This window comes from Neomesorhizobium albiziae (genome assembly GCF_900114255.1).
GTDB lineage: Bacteria > Pseudomonadota > Alphaproteobacteria > Rhizobiales > Rhizobiaceae > Neomesorhizobium > Neomesorhizobium albiziae.
Map to the genome: position 1 here is coordinate 21,978 of NZ_FOSL01000024.1, position 24,646 is coordinate 46,623.

Here is a 24,646-nt window from a genome sequence, read left to right on the forward strand (position 1 = left end):
AATCCAAATTGTGATGAATGAAAGTTCTGTGGTAAAATACTAGCGATATTCGGCCTTTGGCCGTTTTGCTGGGGGTGCTTGTGATCGACGTCGCGCTCTGGCTGACTCCCCTGGACGGTGAAAACCCGTCCGGCAAGGATTTGCGCAACGATCCACGATTTCACGAACTGGAACGCCTGACGGAAGCGCAGATCAAAGTCACGCACGACGACCGCAACAAACCTTCCTCTGAAATCATTGTTCCCGTCGATTGGGCCGCGGTGCTCGCCAAGGCGGAGGAATTGCATACCGAAGGGCGGGACCTGCGTCTGCTGGTGATCCTGACGCGCGCTCTCGCCAACGAGTCGGGGCTGGCCGGGCTGACACAGGGCCTGACGCTGATCGCCCAGACCTTCGACGCGCATTGGGAGACCATGCACCCGGCGCTGCGGGCAAACGCTGCGCCGCGCGAGGCGGCGTTGCGGCGCATCAACTCACTGCTCGACCTGCAGAACGGCCAGGACGGCCTGTTGGCAAACCTGCGCCAGATGACATTTTTCGCCCCGCGCGGCATCGGCCCGATCACCGGACGCGACCTGGAAAAGGGCGCGCTGGATGACCGCACGATGCTCCAGGAAGCCGCATCGGGATTGAACGGCGCCGAGAAAGCAGCACTTTCCAGCGCGCATGAGCAACTTCTGGGCCGGGTGCGCGCCGGATGCGCGGCCCATATCGACCAGGCCAATGACGCGATGATCGCGCTGGTCGCCGATGCCCGTGCGGCAAGTGCTGCGCTCGATGCGGTAGAGATCGCACTCAACGCGCGCCTTGAAAGCAGCGGCACGGCGGTTCCCGAACTGAAGCGCTTTCTGGAGCGCATCCTGACCACGCTGGAGCGCGGATCGACGGTGCGCATCTCGGCGAATGGCGCGGCCAAGCCTGTCGAGACGCCAGCGGCACCGGAAACCCCGGTTCGAAATGGCCGTGATAGCGACTCTGCCCCAGCAACCGAGGGGGGATCTCAGCAAATGCTCCCGGACCGGATTTCCTCACGCGACGATGTCGTCAAATGCCTCGATCTTGTTGTCGCCTTCTATGATCGGACCGAACCTTCGAGCCCCATTCCGCATCTCGCCCGCCGTGTTCGACGCATGGTGCACATGGATTTCGTTGAACTGATGGAAGACCTCGCGCCGTCGGGGCTGAAGGAGTTCCGGCTTCTCGCCGGCGTTCCAGACAACAAGAAGACGGCACAGAAAGATGAAAGGTAAGAAACCATGCCGGCCGAAAGCAAAGCAAAGGTCATTGAGCGAAATCGCGCACCGCGCGTGCAGATCGCCTACGATGTGGAAACTTACGGCAGCCCGACGACCATCGAACTGCCCTTCGTCATGGGCGTGATGGCTGACCTTTCGGGCGCGTCGGAGACCAGGGAAGCTCAGAAATCCGTGCTCGACCGATCCTTTGTCGAGACCGACGCCAACAGGTTCCCGCGTTTCATGGAGGCGCTAGGGCCGCGTGTGAAGGCGCGCGTCAAGAACACGCTTCCACAGGCCGAAGGCGCCGAGCGCGAAGAAGAGCTGTTCGTGGATCTGACCTTCACCAAAATGGGGGATTTCGCCCCGGACAAGGTCGCCGAGCAAGTTCCGCAACTGGCGGAAATTCTCAAGATGCGTCGCCAACTCGTGGAACTGCTTGGTTTCATGGACGGCAGGGTCGACGCCGAAAAGCGTATCGCGCAACTGCTGAACAACGAGCCTCTTCTCGGGCAGATCGCCAATCAGGCGCTGTCCGAAGGCGAGAAGGGCGGGGAGTAAGTCATGGCCGAACAGCAAAAAGTCGCAACCGTCGCCGAAGCAGATGCCATCGACCTTGGGGAGTTCAGCGAACTCCTCGAGAAGGACTTCAAGGTCAAGAAGGACGACAGCGAGAAGCTGCAGCAACTCGTCCGCAACCTTGCCCTTGCGGCGCAGGCTCGCTCCGAAACCACAACGATCTCGTCGAACGCGATCAAGTCGATCAAGTCGCTTGTCGCGGGCATCGACAAGATGCTGACGACCCAGGTCAACGAGATCCTGCACGCGCCGGAAGTGCGCGAGATGGAAGGCACATGGCGCGGCCTCTGGTACCTCATCAACAACACGGAAACGGATCAGAAACTGAAGATCCGGGTCATGAACATCTCCAAGGAAGCGCTGGCTGACACGCTTGAAGACTACGAAGGCCAGATGTGGGATCAGAGCCCGATCTTCAAGAAGGTCTACACGGACGAGTATTCGATGCTCGGCGGCGAGCCGATCGGCTGCCTGATCGGCGCTTACGAATTCTCCAACCACCCGCGCGATGTCGGCTTGATCCGCAACATCTCCGGCATATGCGCCTCCGCGCACACCCCGTTCATCGCGGCAGCCTCGCCGCGCCTCTTCCGGATGGACAGCTGGCAGGAACTGCCGAACCCGCAGGATCTCCAGCAGATCGTTTCCAACCCGGCATACGCCTCCTGGCAGTCGCTGCGCGAAAGCGAGGATGCGCGCTACATCGGGCTGACGATGCCGCGCGTGCTGGCGCGACTGCCGTATGGCTCCGAGACGGTGCCGGTGAAGGGCTTTGCCTTCGAAGAAGAGGTGTTGGGCGACCACAACAAATATGTCTGGATGAACGCCGCCTTCCCTATGGGCGTGAACATCAACCGCAGCCACAAGCTGTATGGCTGGGGGACGCAGATCCGCGGCGTCGAGAACGGCGGTACGGTGCTCAACCTGCCGGTGCACAGCTTCCCGACCGACGACGGGTCGATCGCGATGAAGTGCCCGACTGAAGTCGCCATCGACGACCGGCGTGAAGCCGAACTCGCCAAGCTCGGCCTGATGCCGATCCTGCACCGCAAGAACACCGACCTTGCCGCCTTCATCGGCGCGCATTCGCTGCAGGATGACGAAACGCGGGCCGGCCGGCTCGTCGATCCCGACGCCCAGTCGAACGAGCGGCTCAGTGCCAACCTGCCCTACTTGTTCCCGGTCTCACGCTTCGCGCATTACCTGAAGGCGATCGCCCGCGACAAGATCGGCTCGTTCAAGGAAAGATCCGACATGCAGATCTGGTTGACCGAATGGATCAACCGTTACGTTCTTGCGAACCCTGCGTTCGCCGATGACAAAGCACGGGCCAAGCGTCCTCTCGCGGCGGCCGAAGTGCAGGTGGACAGCGTCGAGGGGCGGCCGGGTTATTACAACGCCCGCTTCTATCTGCGTCCGCATTACCAGCTGGAAGGAATAAACGCGTCGCTACGGCTCGTATCGGAGTTGCCGTCCGTCAAATCCTGAATTTCTGAAACAATTGGAGAACGACAATGGCATTAATAGACGACCTCAGAAGTCTCAACATGATGAAGATCGACGGCTTTCTGGAGGTTCCAGACATTGCCGGCCCCAGCCAGCGCGATGGCCATGAAGACCAGATCGAGATCTACGACGTTACCTTCTCTATGGTCGCTCCGTTCGACCCCAACTCATTGTCGCGCAAGGGGCGCGTTTCGCTGGGTACGGTGACCTGCACGAAGGACGTCGACATGTCGTCGCCCTATCTGGCGAAAGCCTGTCACGAAAACAAGCCGCTCGACGAAGTCGTCATCTATTGCCGCCGTACCATCGATGGCGCAACCAGCGACTATTTCGTCGTCACGCTGAAGGAAGCGTCGGTCGTTGGCTACTCGTTCGGCGCGAGCAAGACCAATCCCGATACGCTCGGCGACATCGTGCAATTTGCCTACAAGAACATCGAGCTCAAATACGACGACGATCATACCACCGACATGGATGTCGCCACCGGCATGTGAGGCCCGACAATCGCAGTGAGCCATGAAACCAAGTGGTACCAAGCGCGCCAAACGCGAGGCGGTTCAGCCTTCTCTTTGGGATCGCCTCGTGAACGATTTGCCGGGCCTCAGCTCGGAGATCGAGGGATTGCGTCATTCGTTGGTGGCTGAACTGGGCGCCGAGCGGCTCGATACGCTGCTCGGCGGCAGTTCGCGGCTCATGGAATCCGCTGCCGACTTGACGGCCGAGCAGAAGCGGCGCCTGCAACGGCTGGCCTTGCAGGGCGCCCAGCGTGCCGAACTGGAAAGCCGCGGCATCGTGGTCTCGCCAGACGTCCTCCGGGAAGCCGTGCGGCGCGACATTGAAGCGCTGTTCAATACGGAACGCTACGACGTCACGCCGCTTCTTTCCGACCACGAAAGCGAGCAGATGGAAGGCAGTCCACTCGATTTGAGCGATTTCCCGGAAGTACGGCGCAGCGTCGTAAACTACGGTGTGCCGTCTTTTTCCGGGCGTTCCTCGCGTGACTTCGACCGCGACACGCTGGCCCGCGAAATAAAAATGGTGTTGGCCACCTTCGAACCCCGTTTGAAGGAAAGCGCCACCAAGGTGAACGTCACACTCGGCGACAAGAACGGCGGGCTGAAAATCGAGATCGACGCCATCCTCATCATGACGCCGACACCGGAACGGCTGAAACTGCGCACCTCCATCAACCTCGACAATGGTCTGGCGCGGACCGACATCGGGGATGCCTGAATGGACCGGGTCTTTTTGGAGTACTACGAGGAAGAACTGACCCATATTCGGGCGCTGGCGTCCGAGTTTGCCGACATGCACCCGGCGGTCGCCCGCAACCTGTCGCTGGACACGGTGCCGTGCCCGGATCCTTACGTCGAGCGGCTGCTCGATGGCGTGGCCTTCCTCGCGGCGCGCACCAGGCTGAAGGTGGACGCCGAGCGTTCGCGTTTTTCACGCAGCATTCTGGAAGTTCTTTATCCTGACCTCGTCACGCCAGCGCCTGCCACCGCGATGGCAGTGCTGAAACCCGGCCAACAGGTGCAGACGATGCTTGCCGGTCACGTCGTCAAACGCGGCACAAAGCTGGTGTCGAGCCTGCAGCCCGGACTGTCGACCCGCTGCACCTTCACCACCGGCCAGGATGTCACGCTCTGGCCGATAGCTATTGCTTCAGTCAGCTATTTTCAGGACAGGAATGCGCTGGCGGTTGCGGGCATAACGCCGATCGGAGGCATCCGCGGCGAGGCCGCGCTTCGCCTCGTCATCACGCACAGCGGCAAGGGCAAGCTCAACGAATTGGCGCTCGATCAGATCGACCTGTATTTTTCAGGGCGTTCGAAGGCGGCGCTCCTGTTCGACGCTATTTTCGGCAGTTGCATAGCGCTCGGCGCACGACCGGAGGGAAAGAACAACCCGCTGACGGCCTTGTCCGCTCCCGAGATGACCGGCGTCAACGATGCCGAGGCTTTGATGCCCCGCACCCGCCCGACATTCGAAGGCTACCGCCTGCTGCGCGAATATTTCATGATGCCTGAGCGTTTCCACTACGCGCGCATTCGCGGGTTGCGGCCAGTGGTGCGCAAATGCGACGCCGGGCTGGAAATCATCTTCCTGTTCAGGCGCGCCGTGCCTGAACTCTCCGATCTGACGCCCGCCGATCTCGAGCTGTTTGCGACGCCGATCATCAATCTGTTCGAACGCGAGTGCAATGTGATCGAGCTCGATCCGCGCAAAACGCGCCAGGCGGTCTATGCGGACCGGACCCGTCCCAGAGACTTCGAAATCTACCGGGTAACCCATGTCGAGGACGCCGACGCCGAAGGGCTCGACGCCGAAATACCTGTGCTGTTCAGCCTTGGGCAGAACCGTGGCAACGGTTGGGTCTATTCGACCGAACGGCGGCCGCGTCGGCCGACGGAAGACGAGCGGCGCGAAGGCATGACCCGCACTTCGTACACTGGCGACGATGTCTTCCTGGCGATATCGCGTCCACCCGGGCAGGCTGCGAACCGCCCGCTCAAACGCATCGAAATCACCGCACTGTGCACCAATCGCGACCTACCGATTCTGGACGACACGCCTACACTCAGCGCGGAGAGCGGTGACCCTATCGAGGCGGTAAAGCTGCTTGGCGCGGTGCGCCCCCCTCAACCCGCGATCCCCGCCGCCTTGCCGGCAGGCGCGGAGGGCGAGTCGCGGGCCGACGATCTAGCCTGGCGGCTCGTGGCGCAGCTTTCGCTGAATTTCCTCGGCCTTGCCCAGGACGGACGCGGGGCAGCCCCTCTTCATGCACTTCTCGATCTCTACGCGGATCGGGGCGATCCCGGACTTGCACGCCATGCGCGTTCGATTCCCCGGGTCGAGTCGCGGTCGGTAGTCGAAAGGCTGGCGATAGAAGGACCCATGTGTTTCGGGCGCGGCACCGAAGTCACGTTGCATGTGGACCAATCGGTACTGGCGGGGCAAAGCACGTTGCTTTTGTCGGCCCTGCTCGCCCGCCTGTTCGCCCGCCACGCGGGAATAAACGGTTTCGTGCGCACCCGCACGCGGTTGCTCCAGAAGCAGGAGGATGTGCCATGGCCGATGACGCCCGGCAATCGCTACCTGATCTAGAGTCGAACACGTCGCGGGTGCCACTGTCCGAGGCGTTCGATTTCTTCGAGTTGCTGCGCCAACTCGAACAACGTGGCGGCATGTTTGGTCATGCCGGTCGGCTGGATCGCGAACCGGCGCGGCTGGGGCAGCACATACGCCTCGGGTTTGCCACCCGGGACGTGGTCGAATTCCGCGAAGCGACGGACAGACAGCCGGCCCGGATCGCCGTTGCCAATCTCGGACTGATGGGTCCGGAGGGGCCGTTGCCTCTCCACGTCACTCGCTGGGTGCTCGACCGCCTGTCGCAGCGCTGGTTCGCCGGCGTGGATGCGCATCAGACAAGCGATACGACCTTCGTCGACTTCGTCAATATTCTCCAGCACCGCATGATCGCCCTGTTCTACCGCGCCTGGGCCGATGCGCACCCAGGCGTCCAGATGGAACGAGGTGGTGGACGCATCCGCTCGATGCTGGAGGCGATGGCCGGCACGGGACTCCCGGGCACGCACAATCCCGATAACCCCGACCTCGATGCGGTCAAGCTTCGCCAGGCTGCCGCCCTCGCCAGCCAGGTGGATGGGCCGGAGCGGCTGACTTTGTTTGTCGCGGAAGCTTTCAGGGTGCCCGTGCAATTGAAGGAGTTCGTCGCATCCTGGATGACGGTGCCCAAAGCACTGCAAAGCCAACTGGGCAAAGAACACGCCGCACTTGGCCGCAGCGCCACGATCGGACCGCGAACGTTCAGCCGGCAAAGCCGTGTCGAGCTTCGCATCGGGCCGCTCGGTTTTGACGATTTCACGAACTTCCTCCCCGGCGGCAAGCAGCTCGAGGTGATGAAACGCGCTGTGCGCGACCTTGTCGGCGATTTGCTCGATGTCGATCTGAGGATTGTGCTGACAGCAGATGCCGTGCCGCAAGCCCAGATCGGAACAGCACAGATCGGCCGAACGGCGTGGCTTGCACGCCCCCCGGAAAGGGGCGATGCTGAAGACATGCGTCTGCGGACCATCGTCGGATGGCGACCGGAGATGGCGGGAGTGGCGGCATGAGCCTGCTTCTTACGCTCGAGCAAGGACCGCGCGCCCAGGCAGTGCGCCAGGCGCGGCTCGACAAGGGCGAACTGGTGATCGGCCGCAGTCCCGAAGCGGACTGGCAGATCGACGATCCCGACATGTTCGTTTCGCGTGCCCACTGCAAAGTCGTCGGCGGAGAGGACGGATATTTCGTCACCGATATGTCGAGCAGCGGCCTGTTCATCGACAATTCCGGAAGCCCGCTGGGATCGGGAAACTCGGCGCGATTGCGAAACGGCATGCGCCTCAGGATGGGCGATTATGTGCTGTGGGTCGACCTGCAGATGGCGGACGCCCAGCCGGCCGCGCCAGAACCGGCATATCAGGCGGCGCAACCCGCCTCGCGCACGCCGGTGAACTTCGGACATGACGACTTCTTCTCCGTGAAGACTGAGGAAGAGCCGGCGCGTCCGCGTCCAGCCAACCTTCCGGATCCCTTTGAGCAGCCGGAAGCCGGTGCGTTCAGCCGCGCCGACGCCCAGCGGAACTCGCCGGCTTTCGACGATCCATTCAGCCTCGACCCGGTGGCTACGCCTGCGTCTAGCGCGAGCGCCGACCAGGATCAACGCGGCGCCCCGATTTTCGACGATCCATTTGGCTTCGACACGTCGGCTGCAGCGCCGAACGCGACGGCCACAGGCGGCGCTCAGCGGGAGCCGGACGACGACGGGTTCAGCCTGCCGCCGCCGATAGCACCCGTTCCAGAAAAGCGCGCCGGCGCTCCCGCCCCGCGCGAAAGCGTGGCGGATGCCTCGTCCTCGCCCGATCCGTGGGATGTGCCCTCGCCGGTCGCCGAAGAACCGCCTCCGCCACCTGTGCGGCCAACGCCGATTCCCAGTCGGCGAAAATCACCGCCTGCGACCCCCTCGAACGATGCGCTGCGCGCCGCGTTCCTGCGCGGGCTGGGACTGGAAGAGGATGAGCTCTCCGGCCGCGATTCCGTTGCGGATATGGAAAAATTCGGCCGCGAATACCGGCTGATGATGGAAGGCCTGATGCAGCTCCTGCGCAAGCGCGCCGAGGAGAAGGGCAATGCACGGGTCGCGCAGACGGTGGTCGGAGCGTCTGAGGTCAACCCGCTCAAATTCCTGCCGACCGTGGACGACGCGCTGGCGACGATCCTTGCCGAGCGCAGCCCGGGCTTTCTCGCCGCCGAACCGGCGATCGCCGACGCCGTGCGCGATCTCGCCCACCATCACGTTCGCGCCTGGCGCGGCGTGCAGGCGGCATTGCGGCGGATGATCGACCGCTTCGATCCCGAGGCGCTCGAAGAAGAATTGAAGTCGAGTTCAACCATCGAGACGCTGCTTGCGGGCGGCCGTGGCGCCAAGCTGTGGGAACTCTACCAGAAGCGTCACCGCGAAATCGCGGCGAGCGCGGAATCCCGTTTCCTTGGCGATATCGGCGCCGATTTCCGAAATGCATATGAAGAGGAGTGACGCATGATCCACCGGCGCGACTTCATTATTGCCCTCGGCGCGACAGGGTTCGTTTCAGCCTGCCAGAGCGGACCGCCGAAACCGTCGGCGGTCACGGTTAACGTCGCCGGCCAGCCCGGGATGAATCCGGGCCCGGATGGCGGCGACAGGCCGGTAACGGTTCTGATCATGCGGCTGAAAAGCGCCGGAAAATTCAATTCGGCGGACTATTTCGCGCTGCAGGGGGATGCCGGCACGGCACTTGGCGCGGATCTCATCGGATCTGACTCGGTCGCAGTCGCACCCGGTCAGACCGCGTCGAAGACCATCACGGTCGAACCCGAAGCCACCACGCTTGGCCTTGTCGCGCTTGTTCGCGAACCCGGCGGGCGAACCTGGCGAGCCACCAAGTCGGTGTCGCCGGGATCGACGGTCACCATCAACGCGAGGATCGGCACGGGCGGCATTTCCGCTTGATGCCCGAAACGGAAACGCCATGCGGAAAGTGACGGAATGAGCGACGCAAACAGGGTGCTATGGTCTGAAGGGCTTTTCCTTCGGACACAGCATTTTCAGCAACAGGATCGCTTCTTTGAAGCGACGGTGCGCGGTGCACTGCAGGCCGGGCAGCTCCATACATTCGGCTTTCAGTCGCTGACGCTCGATCCGTCGCGGCTGGAGGCCGGACAGGTCTCTGTTCTTTCGGCGCGCGGCATCTTTCCCGACGGCACGCCGTTCGCCATTCCGGATACAATGGACGCGCCACTGCCGCTCGCGATAACGCCGGACATGGGTGGCGGGGCGGTGCTGATTGCCCTGCCGCTCGAACCGCCCGGCGGCATCGGTTTCGACCCGGCGCACGCGGCCTCGACAGGCGCTCGCTATCGCGGCAGGATTGTTTCCGTCCGCGATGCGGTGCAAGGCGGCTCCGACCCCGAGGAAATCGAGATTGCCCGGCCACAGGCGCTGCTGCTCGCACCGGGAAAATCGGTCGGCGGATACACCGCGCTGCCAATCGCCGAGATCAACGGGCTTCGCGCCGATGGCGCCGTTGCGCTCGACGAAACCTTCCTGCCGCCGACGCTCCAGACCGGCGCGGTTGTCTGGTACGCGCAGCTGCTTCAGGAGGTCATCACCGGGCTCGACCAGATCGCCGAAGCACATGGCAAGATGGTTCTCGGCGGCCCCGGACGCAGCGTCGAGGACCTGCTGATGCTGCACCTCGCCAATGCGGCGCGGCCGCGGCTGGCGCACATGCTGGCGCAGGAAGTCTATCACCCCGCCGAATTGTTCCTCGAGCTTGCCGGCCTTGCCGGCTCGATGGCCACTTACGGATCGAGCTCGCGGCGGCTGGGCGAACTGCCGGCCTACGACCACATGGCGCCCGGTCCCGCCTATTCGGCGCTCGCCGATGCGTTGCGCTCGCTGATACTCAGCCTGCGCTATATCGAACCGAAGTCGCGCGCCCTGCCCGTGATGCGCCACTCCACCAATGTCTGGAAGGTGCGCGTCGACAATCCGAAGCTCCTGGTGGCCAGCCGTATCGTGGTGCGCGTCGGGTCGGAACTGTCGGAAGACGCCTTGCGCAAGATATTCGTCAACCAGGCGACGGTCGGCGCCGCCGACGAATTTGAAGGGCTATGGAAATCGCGTCTGCCGGGCATTCCGCTGAAGCCGCTGCATTCGCAGCCGCGTGAAATCCCCTACGATGGCGACCGCTTGTGCCTGGAGCTCGACCAGCGCAGCGAGCATTGGGCGTCTCTGCTCGACGCACCCGGCTTCGTGATCGGTGTGTCCGGCGTGCTGCCGAGCGAACCGCAGGTCGACTGCTACTCGGTGAACAGGTAGCCCCATGAGCAAGGACGATCCTTTCGGCCTGTCGGAGGATCGCGAGCGAACCCGCATTCGCCTGGTCGGCTCGCCGATGCCGCGTGCGCCGATCCCATCGGCCCCCGGCGCGCCGCTGAAACGATCGCGCGCCCATCCCAATGGACTCGTCAACGCCTTCTCGCCGCTGCTCGAATTCGCGCCCGAAATGGAAAGTGCATTGCCGCCGGAAAACCCGGAAGCGCTGCGCACCCGCCTGCTCGACGAACTCGTCCGCGCCCGCGATGCGGCGGTGGCTGCCGGGTCTTCCCTGGAACGGGCCGACCAGGCGGCTTGGGTGGTGGCTGCATTGCTCGACGACCTCGCGCTGAACACCCCTTGGGGTGGCGCCAGTGCCTGGCCGCGCCAGCCGCTCGTCGTCATGCTGCGCGGCGATGTCGATGCCGGCACGCAGTTCTTCGCAAGGCTGGAAGAACTCGAGCGCCATCCCAACCGCGACCGCGAGTTGCTGGAGCTGCAGTATCTCTGCATGTCGCTGGGATTTCGCGGCAAATATCGGGTTCCCGGCCGCTCCGGCGACCGCTCTCTGAACGCCGTGCGCGTTGCCGCGGCGCGCTTCCTGCGCGATGCAGATGCCGAGGACGCCCCCCTCTCGCCGAACTGGAAGGGCGTGATCGCTTCGGACGAACCAGCGCGCTTCACCATTCCGATCTGGGTGATGGCGCTCGGAGCCGCGGTGCTTGCCGCCGCGATCCATATCGGGCTGTCAATGGGCCTCAGCAGCCAGGCGGTGGAACTTTCAACTCTGGTTCGCGCCCTCCCGCCACCGGATCGCGCACAAATCCAGCGCGCATCGCCGAAAGTCGACGCACCGGAGCTTGAAACGTTCGATTTTGCCCTCTTGCCCGAATTCGAGGCCGCAGCGCCTGCTGAACTGCGCACCACGCTCAAGGGCACCGAAAGCATCTCGCTTGCCAAGCTGGTGATCCAGGGCTCCAACCCGGAACTTTTCCAATCCTCGCAGGCGCAATTGACCGAGGGGTTCGAGCCGCTCATCGGATCGATCGCCAAGGTGATCCTCGAAAACCAGGACCTGATCGGCAACATCACGGTCGTCGGCCACACCGACAGCATCCCGTTGCAACGCAGCAACCCGCTATCGACCAACCAGCGCCTTTCGGAGGCCCGGGCCGCGACGATCGCGCAAATTCTCATCCAGAACGGCGTCCCTGAGGACCGCGTCCGTTCGGAAGGCCGGGCCGCCACCGATCCGGTGGCCGACGACAGCACGCGCGAAGGCCGGGCCTTGAACCGGCGCGTCGAAGTGCTGGTCGAGAAGAGGCTCTGACATGTTCATCCTGCGCTTCCTCTGGTCGGTTCTGACTTCGCGCTTTCTCTGGACGCTGATCGGCCTGACGCTGCTTGCAGCGATCATCTGGATTTTCGGTCCGATCGTCAGGATCGGAGCATCAGAACCGTTCGCTTCGGAGACGGTGCGCATCGCCATTATCGCCGGGCTGGTCATCCTGTGGCTGATCTGGCTGATCGTCGCGCAACGCCGCGCAATCCGCGCCAACCGCATGTTCGTCGCCGAAATCGCCGCGCCGCCACCGGAAAAACAGCTCACACCGGGTCAGGAAAGTGTGGCCGCCGTCGGCGCCAAGTTCCAGGACGTGATGGGCGAACTGCGTCGCCGTAAGCTCGGCGGTCGCAAATTCCTGCGCGAAATGCCGTGGTATGTGATCGTCGGGCCGCCGGCCACCGGCAAGACCACTGCGCTGCGTCAATCCGGGCTCAATTTCCCGATCGACCTGACGGACGATCTCCAGGGCGTCGGCGGCACCCGCAACTGCGACTGGTTCTTTTCCGAGACCGCCGTTCTGATCGACACGGCCGGCCGTTACGTTCAGCAGGAAAGCCAGCCCGACGTAGACGCCACCGAATGGCTGGGTTTCCTCGATCTCCTCAAGAAGCATCGGGGCCGCCGCGCGTTGAACGGCGTCATCGTTGCGCTATCGATTGATGCGCTGTCGGAGGGCGACGAGGCGATCAAAGCACATGGCCGCAAGATCCGCCGACGCCTGGCTGAGCTCAACGAGCGGCTGGAAATTCGCCTGCCGGTCTATCTGATGCTCACCAAGGCCGACCTCATCAAGGGGTTCGAGGCATTCTTCGGCGGCCTGTCCACCGCCGCGCGCGAGCAAGTGTGGGGAACGACCTTTCCGCTCGACGCGCGGGTCGACGGGAAAATCGTCGCCGGCGAAATCTCGACGCTGGCAAGGGAACTCGAACGGCGGCTCGTGCCAAAGCTGGAAGACGAGGACAAGCTCGCCGCCCGCGCCGAAATCTTCCGGTTTCCGGCACAGCTCGAAAGCCTGTCCGAGCCGATCCAGGTTTTGATCGATTCCATGTTCGGCGAAAGCCGTTACGAGGAGAGCGCCTGGCTGCGCGGCATCTACCTGACCTCGGCGACCCAGGAAGGCGCCCCGATCGACCGGCTGACCGCAGCGCTCTCCTCCTCTTTCGGCTTGCCGGCACGCCGCTCGCTGCCTGCCGCACGCATCGAAAAACGCAGCTTCTTCCTCAAGAACCTCTTGACGGAAGTGATCTTCAAGGAAGCCGGGCTCGGCACCTTCGACCCGCTCGCGCAAAAACGCCGTGCCTGGATCTGGCGGGGAGCGGCCGCCGCCTCAGCGGCAGCGGCGCTGCTGGCGGGAGGGATATTCACCTTCTCCTACTATGACAGCCGCAATGCGATAACTGCTCAGGCGGCCCAGCTCGAAGCGCTGCAGACGCCGCTCAACGCCATAGCCGCCAGCACGGCGCCGGTGGAACCATCGGACCTCGACATTGCGCTCGCCGCGATGGACGACGTGGCCAACGCCCGCACACAAGTGCCGGACAACTTGCGCGACACGATCGGGCCTTCGGCTTCATCCGAAATCCAGCTGGCACAGACCGATGCCTACAATCATGCACTGCGCAACGTTCTGGAGCCACGTATGGTGGCCCTGCTCGAGGCCACCATGTGGCGGCAGATCCGCGAGCCGGAATTCCTGCTCGGCGCGCTGAAAACCTATCGCATGATGACAGGGCTTTCGCAGATGGATTCTGACTTCGTGCAGGACTGGTGGGTGAACGACCTGCCCGAATTCGCGCCCACGGCTCCATTCCCGACGCCGGACGCGGAGGAACATCAGCTCGCCGCCATCCGCCGCATGACCGTCGACGAAAGCTACATCGCTCCCGACCAGGCGCTGGTTGCAGAGGCGCTGGCGAGCGTCTGCACCATTTCGCTGCCGGCGCGCGCCTACAAGCAGCTGCTTGCCGACCCTGCCGTTGCCGAACTCAAGGAATGGATACCGGCAAATTTCGCGGGTCCGAATGGGGCCAAGGTTTTCGCAAGGCGTTCCGACAAGACGCTTAGGACGGGCATGCCCGGCGCCTTCACCTATGACGGGTTCCAGAACGCCATCCTGGCCCGGGTCGAGGACGTCGCGGCGCAAGCAGCACTTGACCGCGCCGTATTTGCCGGCGGCTGCGAGGAAAACGCCGAGACTTCGGTGTCCGCGCTGTCGCAGGACATCCTCAAGCTCTACTACGAGGACTTCATCGCGCAATGGGACAGTTTCCTGCGTGACATGCGCCTGGCGCCGCTGACCGACCTCACCGTCGCAAGTGAAAACCTCAAGGACCTGTCGAGCGCGGATTCGGCGCTGAAGCGGCTGGTCACCGCCGTCGTCAGGGAGACCGAACTCACCCGGTCGGACGAGGAGCCCGCCGGCGATAACAAGGCGGCAAAGAAGGGCACCTCGAAGCTGCTTGGCAAGCTGGGCAAGATCGGCAAGCTGGCAAAGACCGGCGCGAAGCTGCTGCCTCGCACGGGAGCGGCGGCGCAGGTGGATCTCACCGGTTCGTTGGTCGCGGAACATTTCAAGCCGCTGAAGGCAACGATCGCCGAAGTCGACGGGCAGCCGCCGGCACTCGATGCGGCGGTGGTCGCGCTGACTGCCCTGTCCAACGTCCTGCAGACGGTGACCGCCAGCCCCGATCCGCAGGACGCCGTCAAGAAGCAGGGCGGGCTTGCCGAATTGACCGGCGCGGTGGCCAGGCAGGCGCAGATATTGCCCGACCCGGTGGACGACTGGCTGGGCGGCATTGCCGGGGACACCAGCGGCCTGACCGAAAAGGCCGTCACCTCGGAACTTAACGCTATCTGGCGTGCCGACATCCTGCCGTTCTGCCAAGCCGCGCTCAACAACCGCTACCCGTTCACCGCCGAGAGTGCGATCGACGTCAATGTGCGCGACTTCGCCCGGCTGTTTGGACCGGGCGGCATGATCGACGCTTTCATCAATGATCATCTGATCAACTATGTCGACACCACCAATCAGCCATGGAAATGGCGCGCAGACTTCGGCCTGGACGCTTCAGCCCTTGCCGCATTCGAACAGGCGCGCCGTATCCGCGACGACCTTTTCCCCGGCGGTTCTGGCCCGGTGATGAGCTTTACGCTCGAGCCGAAAGACCTTTCGCCGACGGTGACCCGCGTCACCCTCAACCTCGATGGCCAGAGCCTCGTCTACTTCAACAATGCGACACGCCCGCAGCCGATGACTTGGCCGGGCAAGGATGGCACCGGCGTCATCACGCTGGCTTTCCAGCCGGTCGATGGATCGCCGGAGGTCATCGTCAGCGAAACCGGCAGCTGGGCCTGGCTCAGGATGTTGCGTACCGGCCGGTTCACCGGCACATCGCTGGCAGACGTCTACAGCCTGCGCCTCGGCGCCAAGAGTTTTTATGCTGACTTCCAGCTGAAGGCCTCCAGCGTGGAAAACCCGTACAACCTCGAAATGTTCAAGAAATTTACATGTCCGCAGAACATATGATCCTCCCGGGCTTCTACGGAAAACTGCCGACCGCGGGCGACTTCGTTTCGCGGCGGCTGCCGCTCGACTTCGTCCGGCCCTGGGATCGATGGATTGCACAACATCTCGCGCCGCTGATCGGCTCGCAGCGCTGGCCCCCGTCCCTCGCCTTGCGCTTCTTGACCGGACCTGCATGTTTCGGCCCGGCGACGGGCATCGTCCTGCAAAGCACCGACAAGGTCGGCAGGCGCTTTCCGCTGAGCATTGTCGCACTGCTTGCCGATGCACCAATCGCAACGGCGCGTGCCGACGCCTGGTTTGCCGCCATCGAGGATGCGGGCATCAAAGCCCAGCTCGGAAAATTCACGCCGGACGAACTCGAAACCGCGTTGGCGGGCTTGCCGGCGCCTCTCGTCGAACCAAGCGGGGAAATCGTAGACCGCATGGTGATGTGGACCGCGCATTCCGACATTTTCGATGTCGATCCCGACGCGCCACAGCCAGTGTTGGAGCAGCTTTTCGACGCAAGCTGGGAGACCAGCTGATGCAGATCTGGGACCAGATGGGCTACCCTCACGAATTCACGATGGCGACCGACGTCGCCGGCCATGATTGGATCGTCGTGGTGGTTAAAGGGACATTCGATTTCCCCGAAACGCCGAATGCACCGGTGCGCAAATCGGCAGAACAAATGCCACTGGTCTTCGCCGACACGCAGACCGGCGAACCGGGCTACTCCGCGACGGTCTGGGAAACCGACTTCGCCTTTCGCAAACCAAGATGCGATGTGATCTTGAATGGCTGCGCCTATTCCCCTGGCGGACGACCGGCTGAGCGCGTGCCGGTCGGCGTCAAGGTCGGCAACTGGTCGAAACTCTTCGAGGTCGTGGGTAACCGCGAATGGCGCGCCATCGGACCCGTATTCAGCGCAACCTCACCGCAACCGTTCCTGAAAATGCCGATCAGCTACGACAATGCCTGGGGCGGCGTCGACACACTCAACCCCGAAGACAAGCTGCCCGGCGCCTATCTGCGTAACCCCGTTGGAACCGGCTGGGCGCAGACGAAAAATCAACGCTTCATTCCAGGGCTTCGCCTGCCCAACACGCAGGCTGTTGGCGAGGAGATCCGCTCGCCCTTTGGTGATTACAAACCCATGAGCTTTGGCCCGATGGGCCGCGGCTGGCCGGGCCGCATCGAATATGGCGGCACTTACGACCAGAACTGGATCGACAACATCTTCCCTTTCCTGCCCGCGGATTTCGACGAACGCTATTTCCAGATGGCGCCTCCCGACCAGCAGATCGATTTGCCCCGCGGCGGCGAGGAGGTGCAACTGGTGAACCTCACGCCGGAAGGGCGCGTCAGTTTCCGGTTGCCGTCGACCGCCCTGCCGATGACGCTGTTCAAGGGGCAGACGAAGGCGTTCGAAGCGATGCTCGGCCCGGACACGATTCTCTTTGATCCAGAGAACCGACGGTTTTCACTGGTGTGGCGGGTATCGCAGCGCATCCCACGCACAATTCTGGATTTTTCCGAATGCTGGATCGGACCGCCGACCCGGGGCATGCTGCGCGCACGCGCGAAGGGCAAGCGCTACGTCCGCCGCTTTGATCTTCCACCACGCGATGAGGAGGCCGAAGCTGCATGAGCGCAAGCCTTGACATCGTCTCGATCGGCATGGTCACGGCCGTCGGGCTCGATGCGCCTTCATCCTGCGCGGCAATGCGCGCGGGCATCGACGGGTTTCAGGAAACGCACTTTTCGGCGGGGGAGGACGAAGCCCTCGTCGGCGCGCCCGTGCCACTGCCGCGGGGTTGGATCGGCGAAAAGCGTCTCGCCCACCTGGCGGCGGGCGCTATCTGCGAGGCGTTCGAGAGAGTGCCCAACGCGCGCGGCCGGACGGAACTGATCTTTTGCCTTCCCGAGGAAACGCGGCCAGGTCGGCCGCTGCGCGACCCGGCAGGCCTCCTGCGAGTGATCGCTGAAATCGCCGAGATCGATACCTCAACGCGCAGCCGCGTGGTCGCGCATGGCCGCCCTTCAGGCCATGTCGCCCTTGAGCAGGCGCGCCAGATACTGGCGGCGGGATCGACGCCCTATGTCTTGATCGTCGGAGTGGATAGCTATTTGACGACGCATGGGGTCCGGCACTACCTGGACCACCGGCGTCTGCTGACGCAGACCAACCCGGACGGCTTCATTCCCGGCGAAGCGGCCGCCGCCGTTCTTTGCACCACGGCCGCGGCCGGAGGGTTGCGTCTCTTCGGGCTCGGCCTGTCCCGGGAAAGGGCGTCGATCTACAACAAGGAGAATCTGCCCCTGCGCGGCGACGGCATTGTCGCTGCTTATCGCGCTGCGCTCGACGAGACGGGAATCGAGATGAACCGGCTCGGCTACCGCATCTCCGACCTTATCGGCGAAGCCTATTACTTCAAGCAGACGGCGCTCGCCAGTATCCGGCTCGTTCGGGGGCATCACGGATTCCAGGACCTGTGGTCGCCGGCCGAGTCGCTTGGTAATGTCGGCGCGGCAGTCGTGCCCATCATGATCGGAATGGCGTGGACGGCAGCCCGCAAGGGCTATTCGGCGGGTGATTCCGTTCTGGTCGAGGCGTCCAACGACCACGGCGCCTGCGGGGCCGCGGTGTTCGGCGCGAGGGCTGCTTGATGGCCGTTTTTGCAAACGGCCTGCACCTAGCCTGCAAGGCGCAAAGCAACAAGGTGATCGCCGCCTTCCCCGACACCTGCTTCACGCCGCCTCAGACGCCTGCGACGCCACCCGGCGTGCCGGTGCCCTACCCCTCATTCGGCATGGACTCCGACACCGACCAAGGCACCGGCACAGTCAAGGTGGGCGGCAAGACGATCACGCACAAGAACAAATCCTACTACACCAAGACCACGGGCACCGAGGCGGGCTGCGCACCCAAGAAGAACCTTATCACCTCCGTGAACCGGGGCAAGGAATACGCGCACGCGTGGTCTGGCAACGTCAAGGCGGACAAGGAGCCGGTCAGCCGCTTTTCCGACATGTGCACTAACGACCACGCTTCGCCGACAGGTGGAACGCCGCCACAGCTCAAAGTGTGTAGCGCAGCCATGGCCGCCGGCGGCTGGACCGAATGCCTCACCGGCTCGTACAGTGAGATTCATGACGAATGCAAAAATCGCACCCCTAAAGGCGAGACGCACCACATCGTCCCGGACATGGTCTATCGGCAGACAACGCGGGCAACGACCAATGCCGGAAATCGCGTGCGAGGAGCGCCGTCGCTTGGCGGCGGCATGTGTATCTGCTTGACGCCGGGCCAACACAGCGGCTTGCACAGCAGCGTAAACCAGGCGCTCGCCGCGTTGCCCGGAACCCCGGCCGGTACGGCCATGATCGGCGCCTGCGCCGCGACCGCCGTGATCGGCCTTCGTGGGCTAACCCCAGAACTCCACGACGATTGTATCAAGGAAGCGGCAACCAAAGTCGCCAACCAAACCGCGCCGATCGCCACGCAATCGGGCCGCACCACTCTCCAGCCGCCGGCTCCCAACTCGCCGGCCTTCAACGCTCTGAGGCCATAGTTAGCACACATGCCCAGCATCACCGACAAGAACACGCTCCGCATCTTCGCTTCCGCTTCCGACGGACCGACCGTTTGCCTTGCGCTCAAAGATTTCGAAGCCGGCGACGGCGACAGCCTGGTATTGATCCATTCGCCCGGCGCGGCGGAAGTCTGGCGGCGTATCGAACTGCCCTTCGACATCATGGACGTCGCGCTAACATCTGACCCGCAACGGCGACAGGCGACCTATATGGCACTCGCCAGCACGGGCGAAGCAGTCGTCCTCACCGATCCGCCCGTTGTGTCGCGTGTCAACGCGGAAGGCGTTTTCCGGGTGATCGAACCGGGCAAGGGCATGCTATCGGCGCTCAACATTGCGGGTGGTTCGTTGCTGGCGCTCGGCCGCGGCGGGCAGGCCTACCGCTTCGGGTCGGAAGATGGCTGGCAGGCGGTGTCGCCAGTTCCCCCTTTGGAGGACAACCCCACCGATCACATTAACTTCCTTTGCGCGGGCGCAAGCGCCGGCGGTGGGCTGTACTTCGGAGGGGTGAGCGAGCCGCAAACCAAGAGCTTCGACGAGATCGTGGCGCTCCTGACGCGCGGCGATGTCGAAGGCTTCGCGAACCGCATCATCACGGATGTGCGCCGGAACTACGGGACCTTGTGGCTTTTGGCGGAGGGCGCTTGGCGAAAGGTCGATCTGCCTGCTTCCGGCACGGTGACGAACCTGTTCGAATGGGAGGGCGGAAGGCTGTTCTTGTCGACCAACAGCGGCCTGGTCGCCGAGATCGTGGCGGCGGATCAGGTGGAGGAGCTCTATGTGAGTGGCGAGCCGAAAGAGGTCGCCGATCTTGTCGGATGGCAGGGACAGCCGATGGTGGTGCTCACCGACGAGATCGTCACACTCGATCTGGAGGCTGGCACAAGCGAGAACCTGCCCGTGCCCGACGGCTTCGAGGCACTACAGAACCTCCATCCTGACGGAGACCGAGCTTGGCTCGTCGATTGGCTGGGGCTCGCGCGCTGGAACGGTTCGGATTGGGGCGAGGTCGAGATCCCAAGGGCTCTGCTGCGCTGACTCACTCCCGAGACGGCAGATTTTGTGCGATCCAAGCCCGAATTTTCGGTGGGTCGAGGTCGGCAACCAGGATAGGCCGCTTCGTGGTCTTCAGCACCTGCACCACGAACAGTTCGCCTGCCTCCGGATATTCCTCATAGCGCTCGCGCGCCATCGCCTCGCCCTCCGCACCCGCGACGACGAGTCCGTCCAGATGCGCCTCGATCCGTGCGATGAGCCAGCTGACCCGCTGCACGTCGAGGTCCGGATTCTCGTCCGGAAACTGCAGATGGCGGTCGTAGATGGTCCACAGAAGGGCCGCCATCTCGGCATGTTGCCGAACGATTTCCTTGAGCACCGGTGCGGACATCAGTTGAGGTTCACCGATCCCCCGCGGATGCGATTAGTCGCGCTCGCATGGCTCGTAAGATAGGAGCCGCGAATGGTGATCCGGCCATCCTTCTCCATGATGATGGTCGCTTTGCCGCAACGCAGTTCGATCCGCTGCTTCGCCATGATCTTGAGGGTTTCGCCGTCTCGCCTGACTTCCGGTTGCCGGTCGGGCGGCTCGCGTCCAACGACCCGACCAACAATGAGGGGGCACTCCGGGTCGCCGCCCTCGAAAAGCAGCGCGACTTCGGCCCCGATCATCTCGGGAGCAAGTCCAGCGAGGCTGCGCGCGGGCAAGGCGACATCTCTCGGATTGCCGGGAAAGACGACGAGTGGCCGCTCTCCGTCGAAGCCCAGGAACACGCCGATGACCACGCCGTCGATGCGGTTCAGGAGTTTTGTCATGCTTTTCGTCCTCAGTTCTCCTTGATCGCCGATCCTTTGATCGCTACGTCGCCGCTTGCCTTGATGTTGATCTTGCCGGATCCTTTGACGCTGATGTCCTTACCTTCGAGCTGGATGGTGCCGTCCTTCTTCATGATCAGCTTGGCGCTGCCCGTCTTGATAGTGATCGACTCCTTGGCGGCGATGATCAGCGTCTTGCCCACATTGATGGCGCCATCGGCGCCGATCTCGGTCAAGCTGTCCTTTGCGATTTCAAGCTTGTGGGCGCCACTGATCTGCGTCTGCGCGTCCTTGCCAACCTTGACGATCTGGGTGCCGCCGATCTGAACATTCTGGTCTGCCCCAATCTTCAAGCCCTGCCCAGCCCCGATCTGCACCGTTTGACTCGCCCCGATATCCCAGCTGTCGCTTGTTCCGATGTCGTGGCTTTGGGAAATTCCTACCGACACGGACCTGATCGCTCCGATCGTGTTCATCTGAGCCGCACCGACGGTGCGCGTCTCGGCGGCGCCCACCGTATCGATGCGCGCAGCACCTACAGTAATCGTCTGCACGATGCCGACCGTTTGCGAATGGTTCGCGTCGATATTCTCGGTTGAGTTGGAGACGACATGGATCGTCTCGTTGGCCATCACCGTCAGCGAGCGGTTGGCGCCGACCGTCTCGGTGTCGTTGTTGCCGATATCGGTGGTCTGGTCGACCCCGATCTTCACCGTCTTGTTGTTGCCGACGTCCTCATCGAGATTGTGGCCGACCGAGTGCTTGGCGTCATGATCGATGCGGTCGGACTGATCATGCTGCACCAGCTTGGTGCGGTCGTTCTTGACCAGAAGCTTGTGGTCCTTCTGCGCTTGGAAGTTGACCAGTTCGGAACCGGCCTTGTCCTCGAACATCAGCTCGTTGTAACCGCCGCCGCCCTTCGATGAATCGGATTTCCAGCCCGATTGGGTAGCGCTGCCCGGCAGGCCATAGGGCGGCATCTGCGAGGCATTGTAGACGCGGCCTGTGATGATCGGCAGGTCGGGATCGCCCTCGATGAAATCGACGATGACCTCCTGGCCGATACGCGGAATCTGGATGAAGCCCCAGCTGCTGCCGGCCCAGGTCTGGGAGACGCGCACGAAGCACGAGCTGTTCTGGTCCTTCTTGCCCTGACGATCCCAGTGGAACTGCACCTTCACCCGCGCATATTCGTCGGTGAAAATCTCCTCGCCCGAGGGGCCGACGACGGTCGCGGTCTGCGGCCCCCGCATGATGGGGCGTGGCGTGGCGCGTGGCGGGCGATAAGGCAGCGCCGTAGGCGCCACCCCGAGAAGGACCTTGAAATTCTCAGCGTCCGTTTCGATCCCCGAGCGGTAGCCCGGATCGAACAACCTGTACTCGGCACTCAGCACCAGATATTCCTGGTTCTGGTCATCGCGCGGAAAGCCTTCGAGCTTGAAAGTGCAGCCGGAAAAAAGCCCCCTCACCGTCCCCGCTGCCGACACGCGCTTGTGTGCCGCCTGAATTTCCTCACGTCGGATGGCCGCGATCTTGTCGCCGCGCCCGACATCCAGATGTGCGCCGGGGTGCCGGTAGAATTCGTGCGACGCTTCCTTGTGGCTGAAGGCTTGCGCCGATACGGCGGTCAGGTCGGCCCCCGGTTTCTTGAAGTCGAAATCCTTGTGGGCGTATGCGCCCGGCCTTACCGAACTCGCCGGGATCCATTCGGTGATGTATTCGACATCGCGCCGCAGGGGCTGGCCCTCGAAATGATAGGGCACCTTTTCGTAACCTGGGGCCGGTTTCAGCTTGCTCATTGCGTCGGCAAGGATGAGCTTGTGTTCCCCATCTCCATGTTCGAAGAAATACATCACCCCCTCGTGTTCGAGCAGGCGCTGCACGAAATCGAGATCGGTCTCGTCATATTGAACGCAGTAGTCGCGCGGCGGGTAGGATCCCTGCAGCCGCTTCTCGAACTTCACCGGGCCGTATCTGGAAAAAACCTTCTCGACGATCTCGATGACGCTCATGTTCTGGAAAATTCGGCAGTCGGTGGTGTTGCCGAGGAACCAAAGCCACGGCCTGACGACCGCCTCATAATATACCAGCCTATCCTCGATGCGGGTGAGGCGGAACTCCGAAACAAGGCCGCTGAACCAGCGTTTCGGGTCTCCGGATTCGCCCTCGACCGAAATGACGCCACCTAGCATCTTCAGCGGATCGACATCCGCGTTCTTGCCCACAAATCCCACAGTATAGGCAAAACAGCGGCTCATTTCGTCACGGCCGACAAGATGCGTGAAGGTAAGGATATCGGCGCCAATTGGTGTCTGAACGGCAGTAGCGCGATCAGTGGGCATCGAGGACCTTGCCTCTCCAGTAACGATGGCGACGTTTCAACTTTGAGGGTAACACATGTTTTTCAACCAACAAGAGAGGAGCTTCACACATCGGGCGAGCGACTGCTCAGCCGTCGGTTGGCACTGTTCTCCTGCTGCCACAAACTGTTAGAATATCGCGGTTAAATCGGCGGTGATGTCGACTAACGAGAATTTGGCAGGCAATTGAGGATGTTCATTGGTCTGAAGATCGACAATGTGGACAGGCTGCCTAACGGTGGGCCACTCAGCTACAAGTCGCATAATCGGGGCTTCGACATCGGCCGCGAAAGCCGTGATTGGGCTCTACCCGACCCGGACAAGTTCATCTCCAGCCGGCATTGCGAAGTCCGCTACGAAGGAGGCGCCTTCTGGCTCTACGACATTTCGCGCAATGGCACCTTCGTCAACGGCGCCAGCAATCGTATCGCAAGCCCCTATAGGCTGGGGCACGGTGATCGGCTTCGCATTGGCCGTTACATCGTTTCGGTGTCGATCGGGGACGAGCTGATCGCGCCGATGCCGGCCGAGAATTCCGGCAGCCGTTCGCTGCCAAGATATGAGCCGGAGTCGGGCAGGCGAGGGCCGCAGTTCGGCGATCCGTTCTTCGGTGGTTCAGCGGAACAAGCAACGCCGCGGGGTGTTAGTCAGCTACCGATCTCCGCACACACCGCGCCGCTGTCGCCGATGGCTTCCGGGCAGTCCGGTGCGGCGGACGTCCTGCGGAGCATCGCCCTTGGCGCCGGACTTCCGCAGGAAACTTTTCTGCAGCGCAGCTCTGACGAGATTGCAGCCGAAATCGGCGCGGTCCTCAGAAGCGTGGTCGATGAACTGGCAATGCTGCTGAAGGCCCGCGCCGCCGCGAAGGTTCTGGCCAAGAGCGCGCATCGAACGATGGTCAGCGCCGCCGACAACAATCCGCTGAAATTCGTCCCCGGGTCGGAGGAAATCCTGGAGATCATGTTCGCCCGGCGCAGAGCCGGCTATCTCGACGCCAGGCACAGCATCGAGGAAGCATTTCGCGACCTGAAGACACACGAGCTTGCCACCTACACGGCCATGCAGGCGGCCCTGTCTCGCCTTCTCGAGGATCTGTCGCCTGACGCGATCGAGAAAAAGCTGCCACCGGCTTCCTTCACCTCGAAGAAAAGCCGCGCCTGGGACGCCTTCGTCGCGACATGGGAGGCTAAGGAGGGGGCACACGAGAACGGCATGCTTGACGTGTTCCTCGCTTACTTCAGCGAGGCTTACGCCAAGGCATCCAAACCGAAGTGAGGTTTGC

Annotated in this window: 21 protein-coding genes; 18 read left to right on the forward strand and 3 right to left on the reverse strand. The window is 62.9% G+C overall.

Going from position 1 to position 24,646, the window contains the following annotated elements:
• Positions 1 to 80: 80 nt before the first annotated feature.
• The 17 genes from tssA to F3H98_RS25270 all read left to right on the forward strand — a co-directional run bounded on the left by tssA (position 81) and on the right by F3H98_RS25270 (position 20,230).
• The gene (gene tssA, locus F3H98_RS25190; protein ID WP_149763091.1) at positions 81 to 1,250 is read left to right on the forward strand and encodes a type VI secretion system protein TssA; all 1,170 of its coding nucleotides are present in this window, start codon (positions 81 to 83) and stop codon (positions 1,248 to 1,250) included.
• Between the two features lie 6 nt (positions 1,251 to 1,256).
• On the forward strand, positions 1,257 to 1,796 hold the full coding sequence (tssB, locus tag F3H98_RS25195; protein WP_149763092.1) for a type VI secretion system contractile sheath small subunit: 540 nt from the start codon (positions 1,257 to 1,259) through the stop codon (positions 1,794 to 1,796).
• Between the two features lie 3 nt (positions 1,797 to 1,799).
• Positions 1,800 to 3,302, forward strand: a complete 1,503-nt coding sequence (tssC, locus tag F3H98_RS25200) for a type VI secretion system contractile sheath large subunit (protein ID WP_149763093.1) — start codon at positions 1,800 to 1,802, stop codon at positions 3,300 to 3,302.
• 62 nt (positions 3,303 to 3,364) lie between these two features.
• Positions 3,365 to 3,814, forward strand: a complete 450-nt coding sequence (locus tag F3H98_RS25205; protein ID WP_149763130.1) for an Hcp family type VI secretion system effector — start codon at positions 3,365 to 3,367, stop codon at positions 3,812 to 3,814.
• 22 nt (positions 3,815 to 3,836) lie between these two features.
• Entirely contained in the window at positions 3,837 to 4,553 is a 717-nt protein-coding gene (gene tssE, locus F3H98_RS25210) for a type VI secretion system baseplate subunit TssE (RefSeq protein ID WP_149763094.1), read from the forward strand.
• Positions 4,554 to 6,428, forward strand: coding sequence for a type VI secretion system baseplate subunit TssF (gene tssF, locus F3H98_RS25215; protein WP_149763095.1), 1,875 nt, complete (start codon positions 4,554 to 4,556; stop codon positions 6,426 to 6,428).
• Complete coding sequence (gene tssG / locus F3H98_RS25220) at positions 6,392 to 7,459, forward strand: type VI secretion system baseplate subunit TssG (protein ID WP_149763096.1); 1,068 nt, start codon at positions 6,392 to 6,394, stop codon at positions 7,457 to 7,459. The genes tssF and tssG overlap by 37 nt, the downstream gene beginning before the upstream one ends.
• Entirely contained in the window at positions 7,456 to 8,922 is a 1,467-nt protein-coding gene (tagH, locus tag F3H98_RS25225; RefSeq protein ID WP_149763097.1) for a type VI secretion system-associated FHA domain protein TagH, read from the forward strand. The genes tssG and tagH (F3H98_RS25225) overlap by 4 nt, the downstream gene beginning before the upstream one ends.
• A 3-nt stretch (positions 8,923 to 8,925) precedes the next feature.
• Positions 8,926 to 9,378, forward strand: a complete 453-nt coding sequence (tssJ, locus tag F3H98_RS25230; RefSeq protein WP_149763098.1) for a type VI secretion system lipoprotein TssJ — start codon at positions 8,926 to 8,928, stop codon at positions 9,376 to 9,378.
• Positions 9,379 to 9,414: 36 nt separating this feature from the next.
• On the forward strand, positions 9,415 to 10,749 hold the full coding sequence (gene tssK, locus F3H98_RS25235; protein WP_149763099.1) for a type VI secretion system baseplate subunit TssK: 1,335 nt from the start codon (positions 9,415 to 9,417) through the stop codon (positions 10,747 to 10,749).
• A 4-nt stretch (positions 10,750 to 10,753) separates the two neighbouring features.
• Positions 10,754 to 12,076 carry a type IVB secretion system protein IcmH/DotU gene (icmH, locus tag F3H98_RS25240; protein WP_149763100.1) on the forward strand — a complete coding sequence of 441 codons (1,323 nt, stop codon included), beginning with the start codon at positions 10,754 to 10,756 and terminating at the stop codon, positions 12,074 to 12,076.
• A 1-nt stretch (position 12,077) separates the two neighbouring features.
• Positions 12,078 to 15,617 carry a type VI secretion system membrane subunit TssM gene (gene tssM, locus F3H98_RS25245; protein WP_149763101.1) on the forward strand — a complete coding sequence of 1,180 codons (3,540 nt, stop codon included), beginning with the start codon at positions 12,078 to 12,080 and terminating at the stop codon, positions 15,615 to 15,617.
• Positions 15,599 to 16,141 (forward strand): type VI secretion system-associated protein TagF, encoded by a 543-nt coding sequence (gene tagF, locus F3H98_RS25250; RefSeq protein ID WP_149763102.1) that lies wholly within the window; start codon positions 15,599 to 15,601, stop codon positions 16,139 to 16,141. The genes tssM and tagF overlap by 19 nt, the downstream gene beginning before the upstream one ends.
• The gene (locus tag F3H98_RS25255; RefSeq protein WP_149763131.1) at positions 16,141 to 17,247 is read left to right on the forward strand and encodes a DUF2169 family type VI secretion system accessory protein; all 1,107 of its coding nucleotides are present in this window, start codon (positions 16,141 to 16,143) and stop codon (positions 17,245 to 17,247) included. Before tagF ends, F3H98_RS25255 begins: the two co-directional genes overlap by 1 nt.
• Positions 17,244 to 18,266 carry a 3-oxoacyl-ACP synthase gene (locus F3H98_RS25260; RefSeq protein WP_149763103.1) on the forward strand — a complete coding sequence of 341 codons (1,023 nt, stop codon included), beginning with the start codon at positions 17,244 to 17,246 and terminating at the stop codon, positions 18,264 to 18,266. The genes F3H98_RS25255 and F3H98_RS25260 overlap by 4 nt, the downstream gene beginning before the upstream one ends.
• Entirely contained in the window at positions 18,266 to 19,171 is a 906-nt protein-coding gene (locus F3H98_RS25265; protein ID WP_149763104.1) for a PAAR-like domain-containing protein, read from the forward strand. Before F3H98_RS25260 ends, F3H98_RS25265 begins: the two co-directional genes overlap by 1 nt.
• Positions 19,172 to 19,180: 9 nt before the next feature.
• Positions 19,181 to 20,230 carry a hypothetical protein gene (locus F3H98_RS25270; protein WP_149763105.1) on the forward strand — a complete coding sequence of 350 codons (1,050 nt, stop codon included), beginning with the start codon at positions 19,181 to 19,183 and terminating at the stop codon, positions 20,228 to 20,230.
• Position 20,231: 1 nt separating this feature from the next.
• Here F3H98_RS25270 and F3H98_RS25275 read toward each other — a convergent pair whose 3' ends face one another.
• The 3 genes from F3H98_RS25275 to F3H98_RS25285 are packed head-to-tail and all read right to left on the reverse strand — an operon-like array spanning position 20,232 to position 23,346.
• Positions 20,232 to 20,582 (reverse strand): hypothetical protein, encoded by a 351-nt coding sequence (locus F3H98_RS25275; protein WP_149763106.1) that lies wholly within the window; start codon positions 20,580 to 20,582, stop codon positions 20,232 to 20,234.
• Positions 20,579 to 21,004, reverse strand: a complete 426-nt coding sequence (locus F3H98_RS25280; RefSeq protein WP_149763107.1) for a DUF6484 domain-containing protein — start codon at positions 21,002 to 21,004, stop codon at positions 20,579 to 20,581. The genes F3H98_RS25275 and F3H98_RS25280 overlap by 4 nt, the downstream gene beginning before the upstream one ends.
• An 11-nt stretch (positions 21,005 to 21,015) precedes the next feature.
• Complete coding sequence (locus F3H98_RS25285) at positions 21,016 to 23,346, reverse strand: type VI secretion system Vgr family protein (protein WP_149763108.1); 2,331 nt, start codon at positions 23,344 to 23,346, stop codon at positions 21,016 to 21,018.
• Positions 23,347 to 23,556: 210 nt separating this feature from the next.
• Here F3H98_RS25285 and tagH (F3H98_RS25290) point away from each other — a divergent pair, with 210 nt between their 5' ends.
• Positions 23,557 to 24,639: a type VI secretion system-associated FHA domain protein TagH gene (gene tagH / locus F3H98_RS25290; protein ID WP_149763109.1), complete on the forward strand. Its 1,083-nt coding sequence runs from the start codon at positions 23,557 to 23,559 to the stop codon at positions 24,637 to 24,639.
• Positions 24,640 to 24,646 lie beyond the last annotated feature (7 nt).

Bases quoted from the DNA above. Each gene is read 5' to 3' on its own strand.
- tssB (WP_149763092.1), top strand. From the start codon at position 1,257: ATGCCGGCCGAAAGCAAAGCAAAGGTCATTGAGCGAAATCGCGCACCG.
- tssC (WP_149763093.1), top strand. From the start codon at position 1,800: ATGGCCGAACAGCAAAAAGTCGCAACCGTCGCCGAAGCAGATGCCATC.
- F3H98_RS25205 (WP_149763130.1), top strand. From the start codon at position 3,365: ATGAAGATCGACGGCTTTCTGGAGGTTCCAGACATTGCCGGCCCCAGC.
- tssE (WP_149763094.1), top strand. From the start codon at position 3,837: ATGAAACCAAGTGGTACCAAGCGCGCCAAACGCGAGGCGGTTCAGCCT.
- tssF (WP_149763095.1), top strand. From the start codon at position 4,554: ATGGACCGGGTCTTTTTGGAGTACTACGAGGAAGAACTGACCCATATT.
- tssG (WP_149763096.1), top strand. From the start codon at position 6,392: ATGGCCGATGACGCCCGGCAATCGCTACCTGATCTAGAGTCGAACACG.
- tagH (WP_149763097.1), top strand. From the start codon at position 7,456: ATGAGCCTGCTTCTTACGCTCGAGCAAGGACCGCGCGCCCAGGCAGTG.
- tssJ (WP_149763098.1), top strand. From the start codon at position 8,926: ATGATCCACCGGCGCGACTTCATTATTGCCCTCGGCGCGACAGGGTTC.
- tssK (WP_149763099.1), top strand. From the start codon at position 9,415: ATGAGCGACGCAAACAGGGTGCTATGGTCTGAAGGGCTTTTCCTTCGG.
- icmH (WP_149763100.1), top strand. From the start codon at position 10,754: ATGAGCAAGGACGATCCTTTCGGCCTGTCGGAGGATCGCGAGCGAACC.
- tssM (WP_149763101.1), top strand. From the start codon at position 12,078: ATGTTCATCCTGCGCTTCCTCTGGTCGGTTCTGACTTCGCGCTTTCTC.
- tagF (WP_149763102.1), top strand. From the start codon at position 15,599: ATGTCCGCAGAACATATGATCCTCCCGGGCTTCTACGGAAAACTGCCG.
- F3H98_RS25255 (WP_149763131.1), top strand. From the start codon at position 16,141: ATGCAGATCTGGGACCAGATGGGCTACCCTCACGAATTCACGATGGCG.
- F3H98_RS25260 (WP_149763103.1), top strand. From the start codon at position 17,244: ATGAGCGCAAGCCTTGACATCGTCTCGATCGGCATGGTCACGGCCGTC.
- F3H98_RS25265 (WP_149763104.1), top strand. From the start codon at position 18,266: ATGGCCGTTTTTGCAAACGGCCTGCACCTAGCCTGCAAGGCGCAAAGC.
- F3H98_RS25270 (WP_149763105.1), top strand. From the start codon at position 19,181: ATGCCCAGCATCACCGACAAGAACACGCTCCGCATCTTCGCTTCCGCT.
- F3H98_RS25280 (WP_149763107.1), bottom strand. From the start codon at position 21,004: ATGACAAAACTCCTGAACCGCATCGACGGCGTGGTCATCGGCGTGTTC.
- F3H98_RS25285 (WP_149763108.1), bottom strand. From the start codon at position 23,346: ATGCCCACTGATCGCGCTACTGCCGTTCAGACACCAATTGGCGCCGAT.
- tagH (WP_149763109.1), top strand. From the start codon at position 23,557: ATGTTCATTGGTCTGAAGATCGACAATGTGGACAGGCTGCCTAACGGT.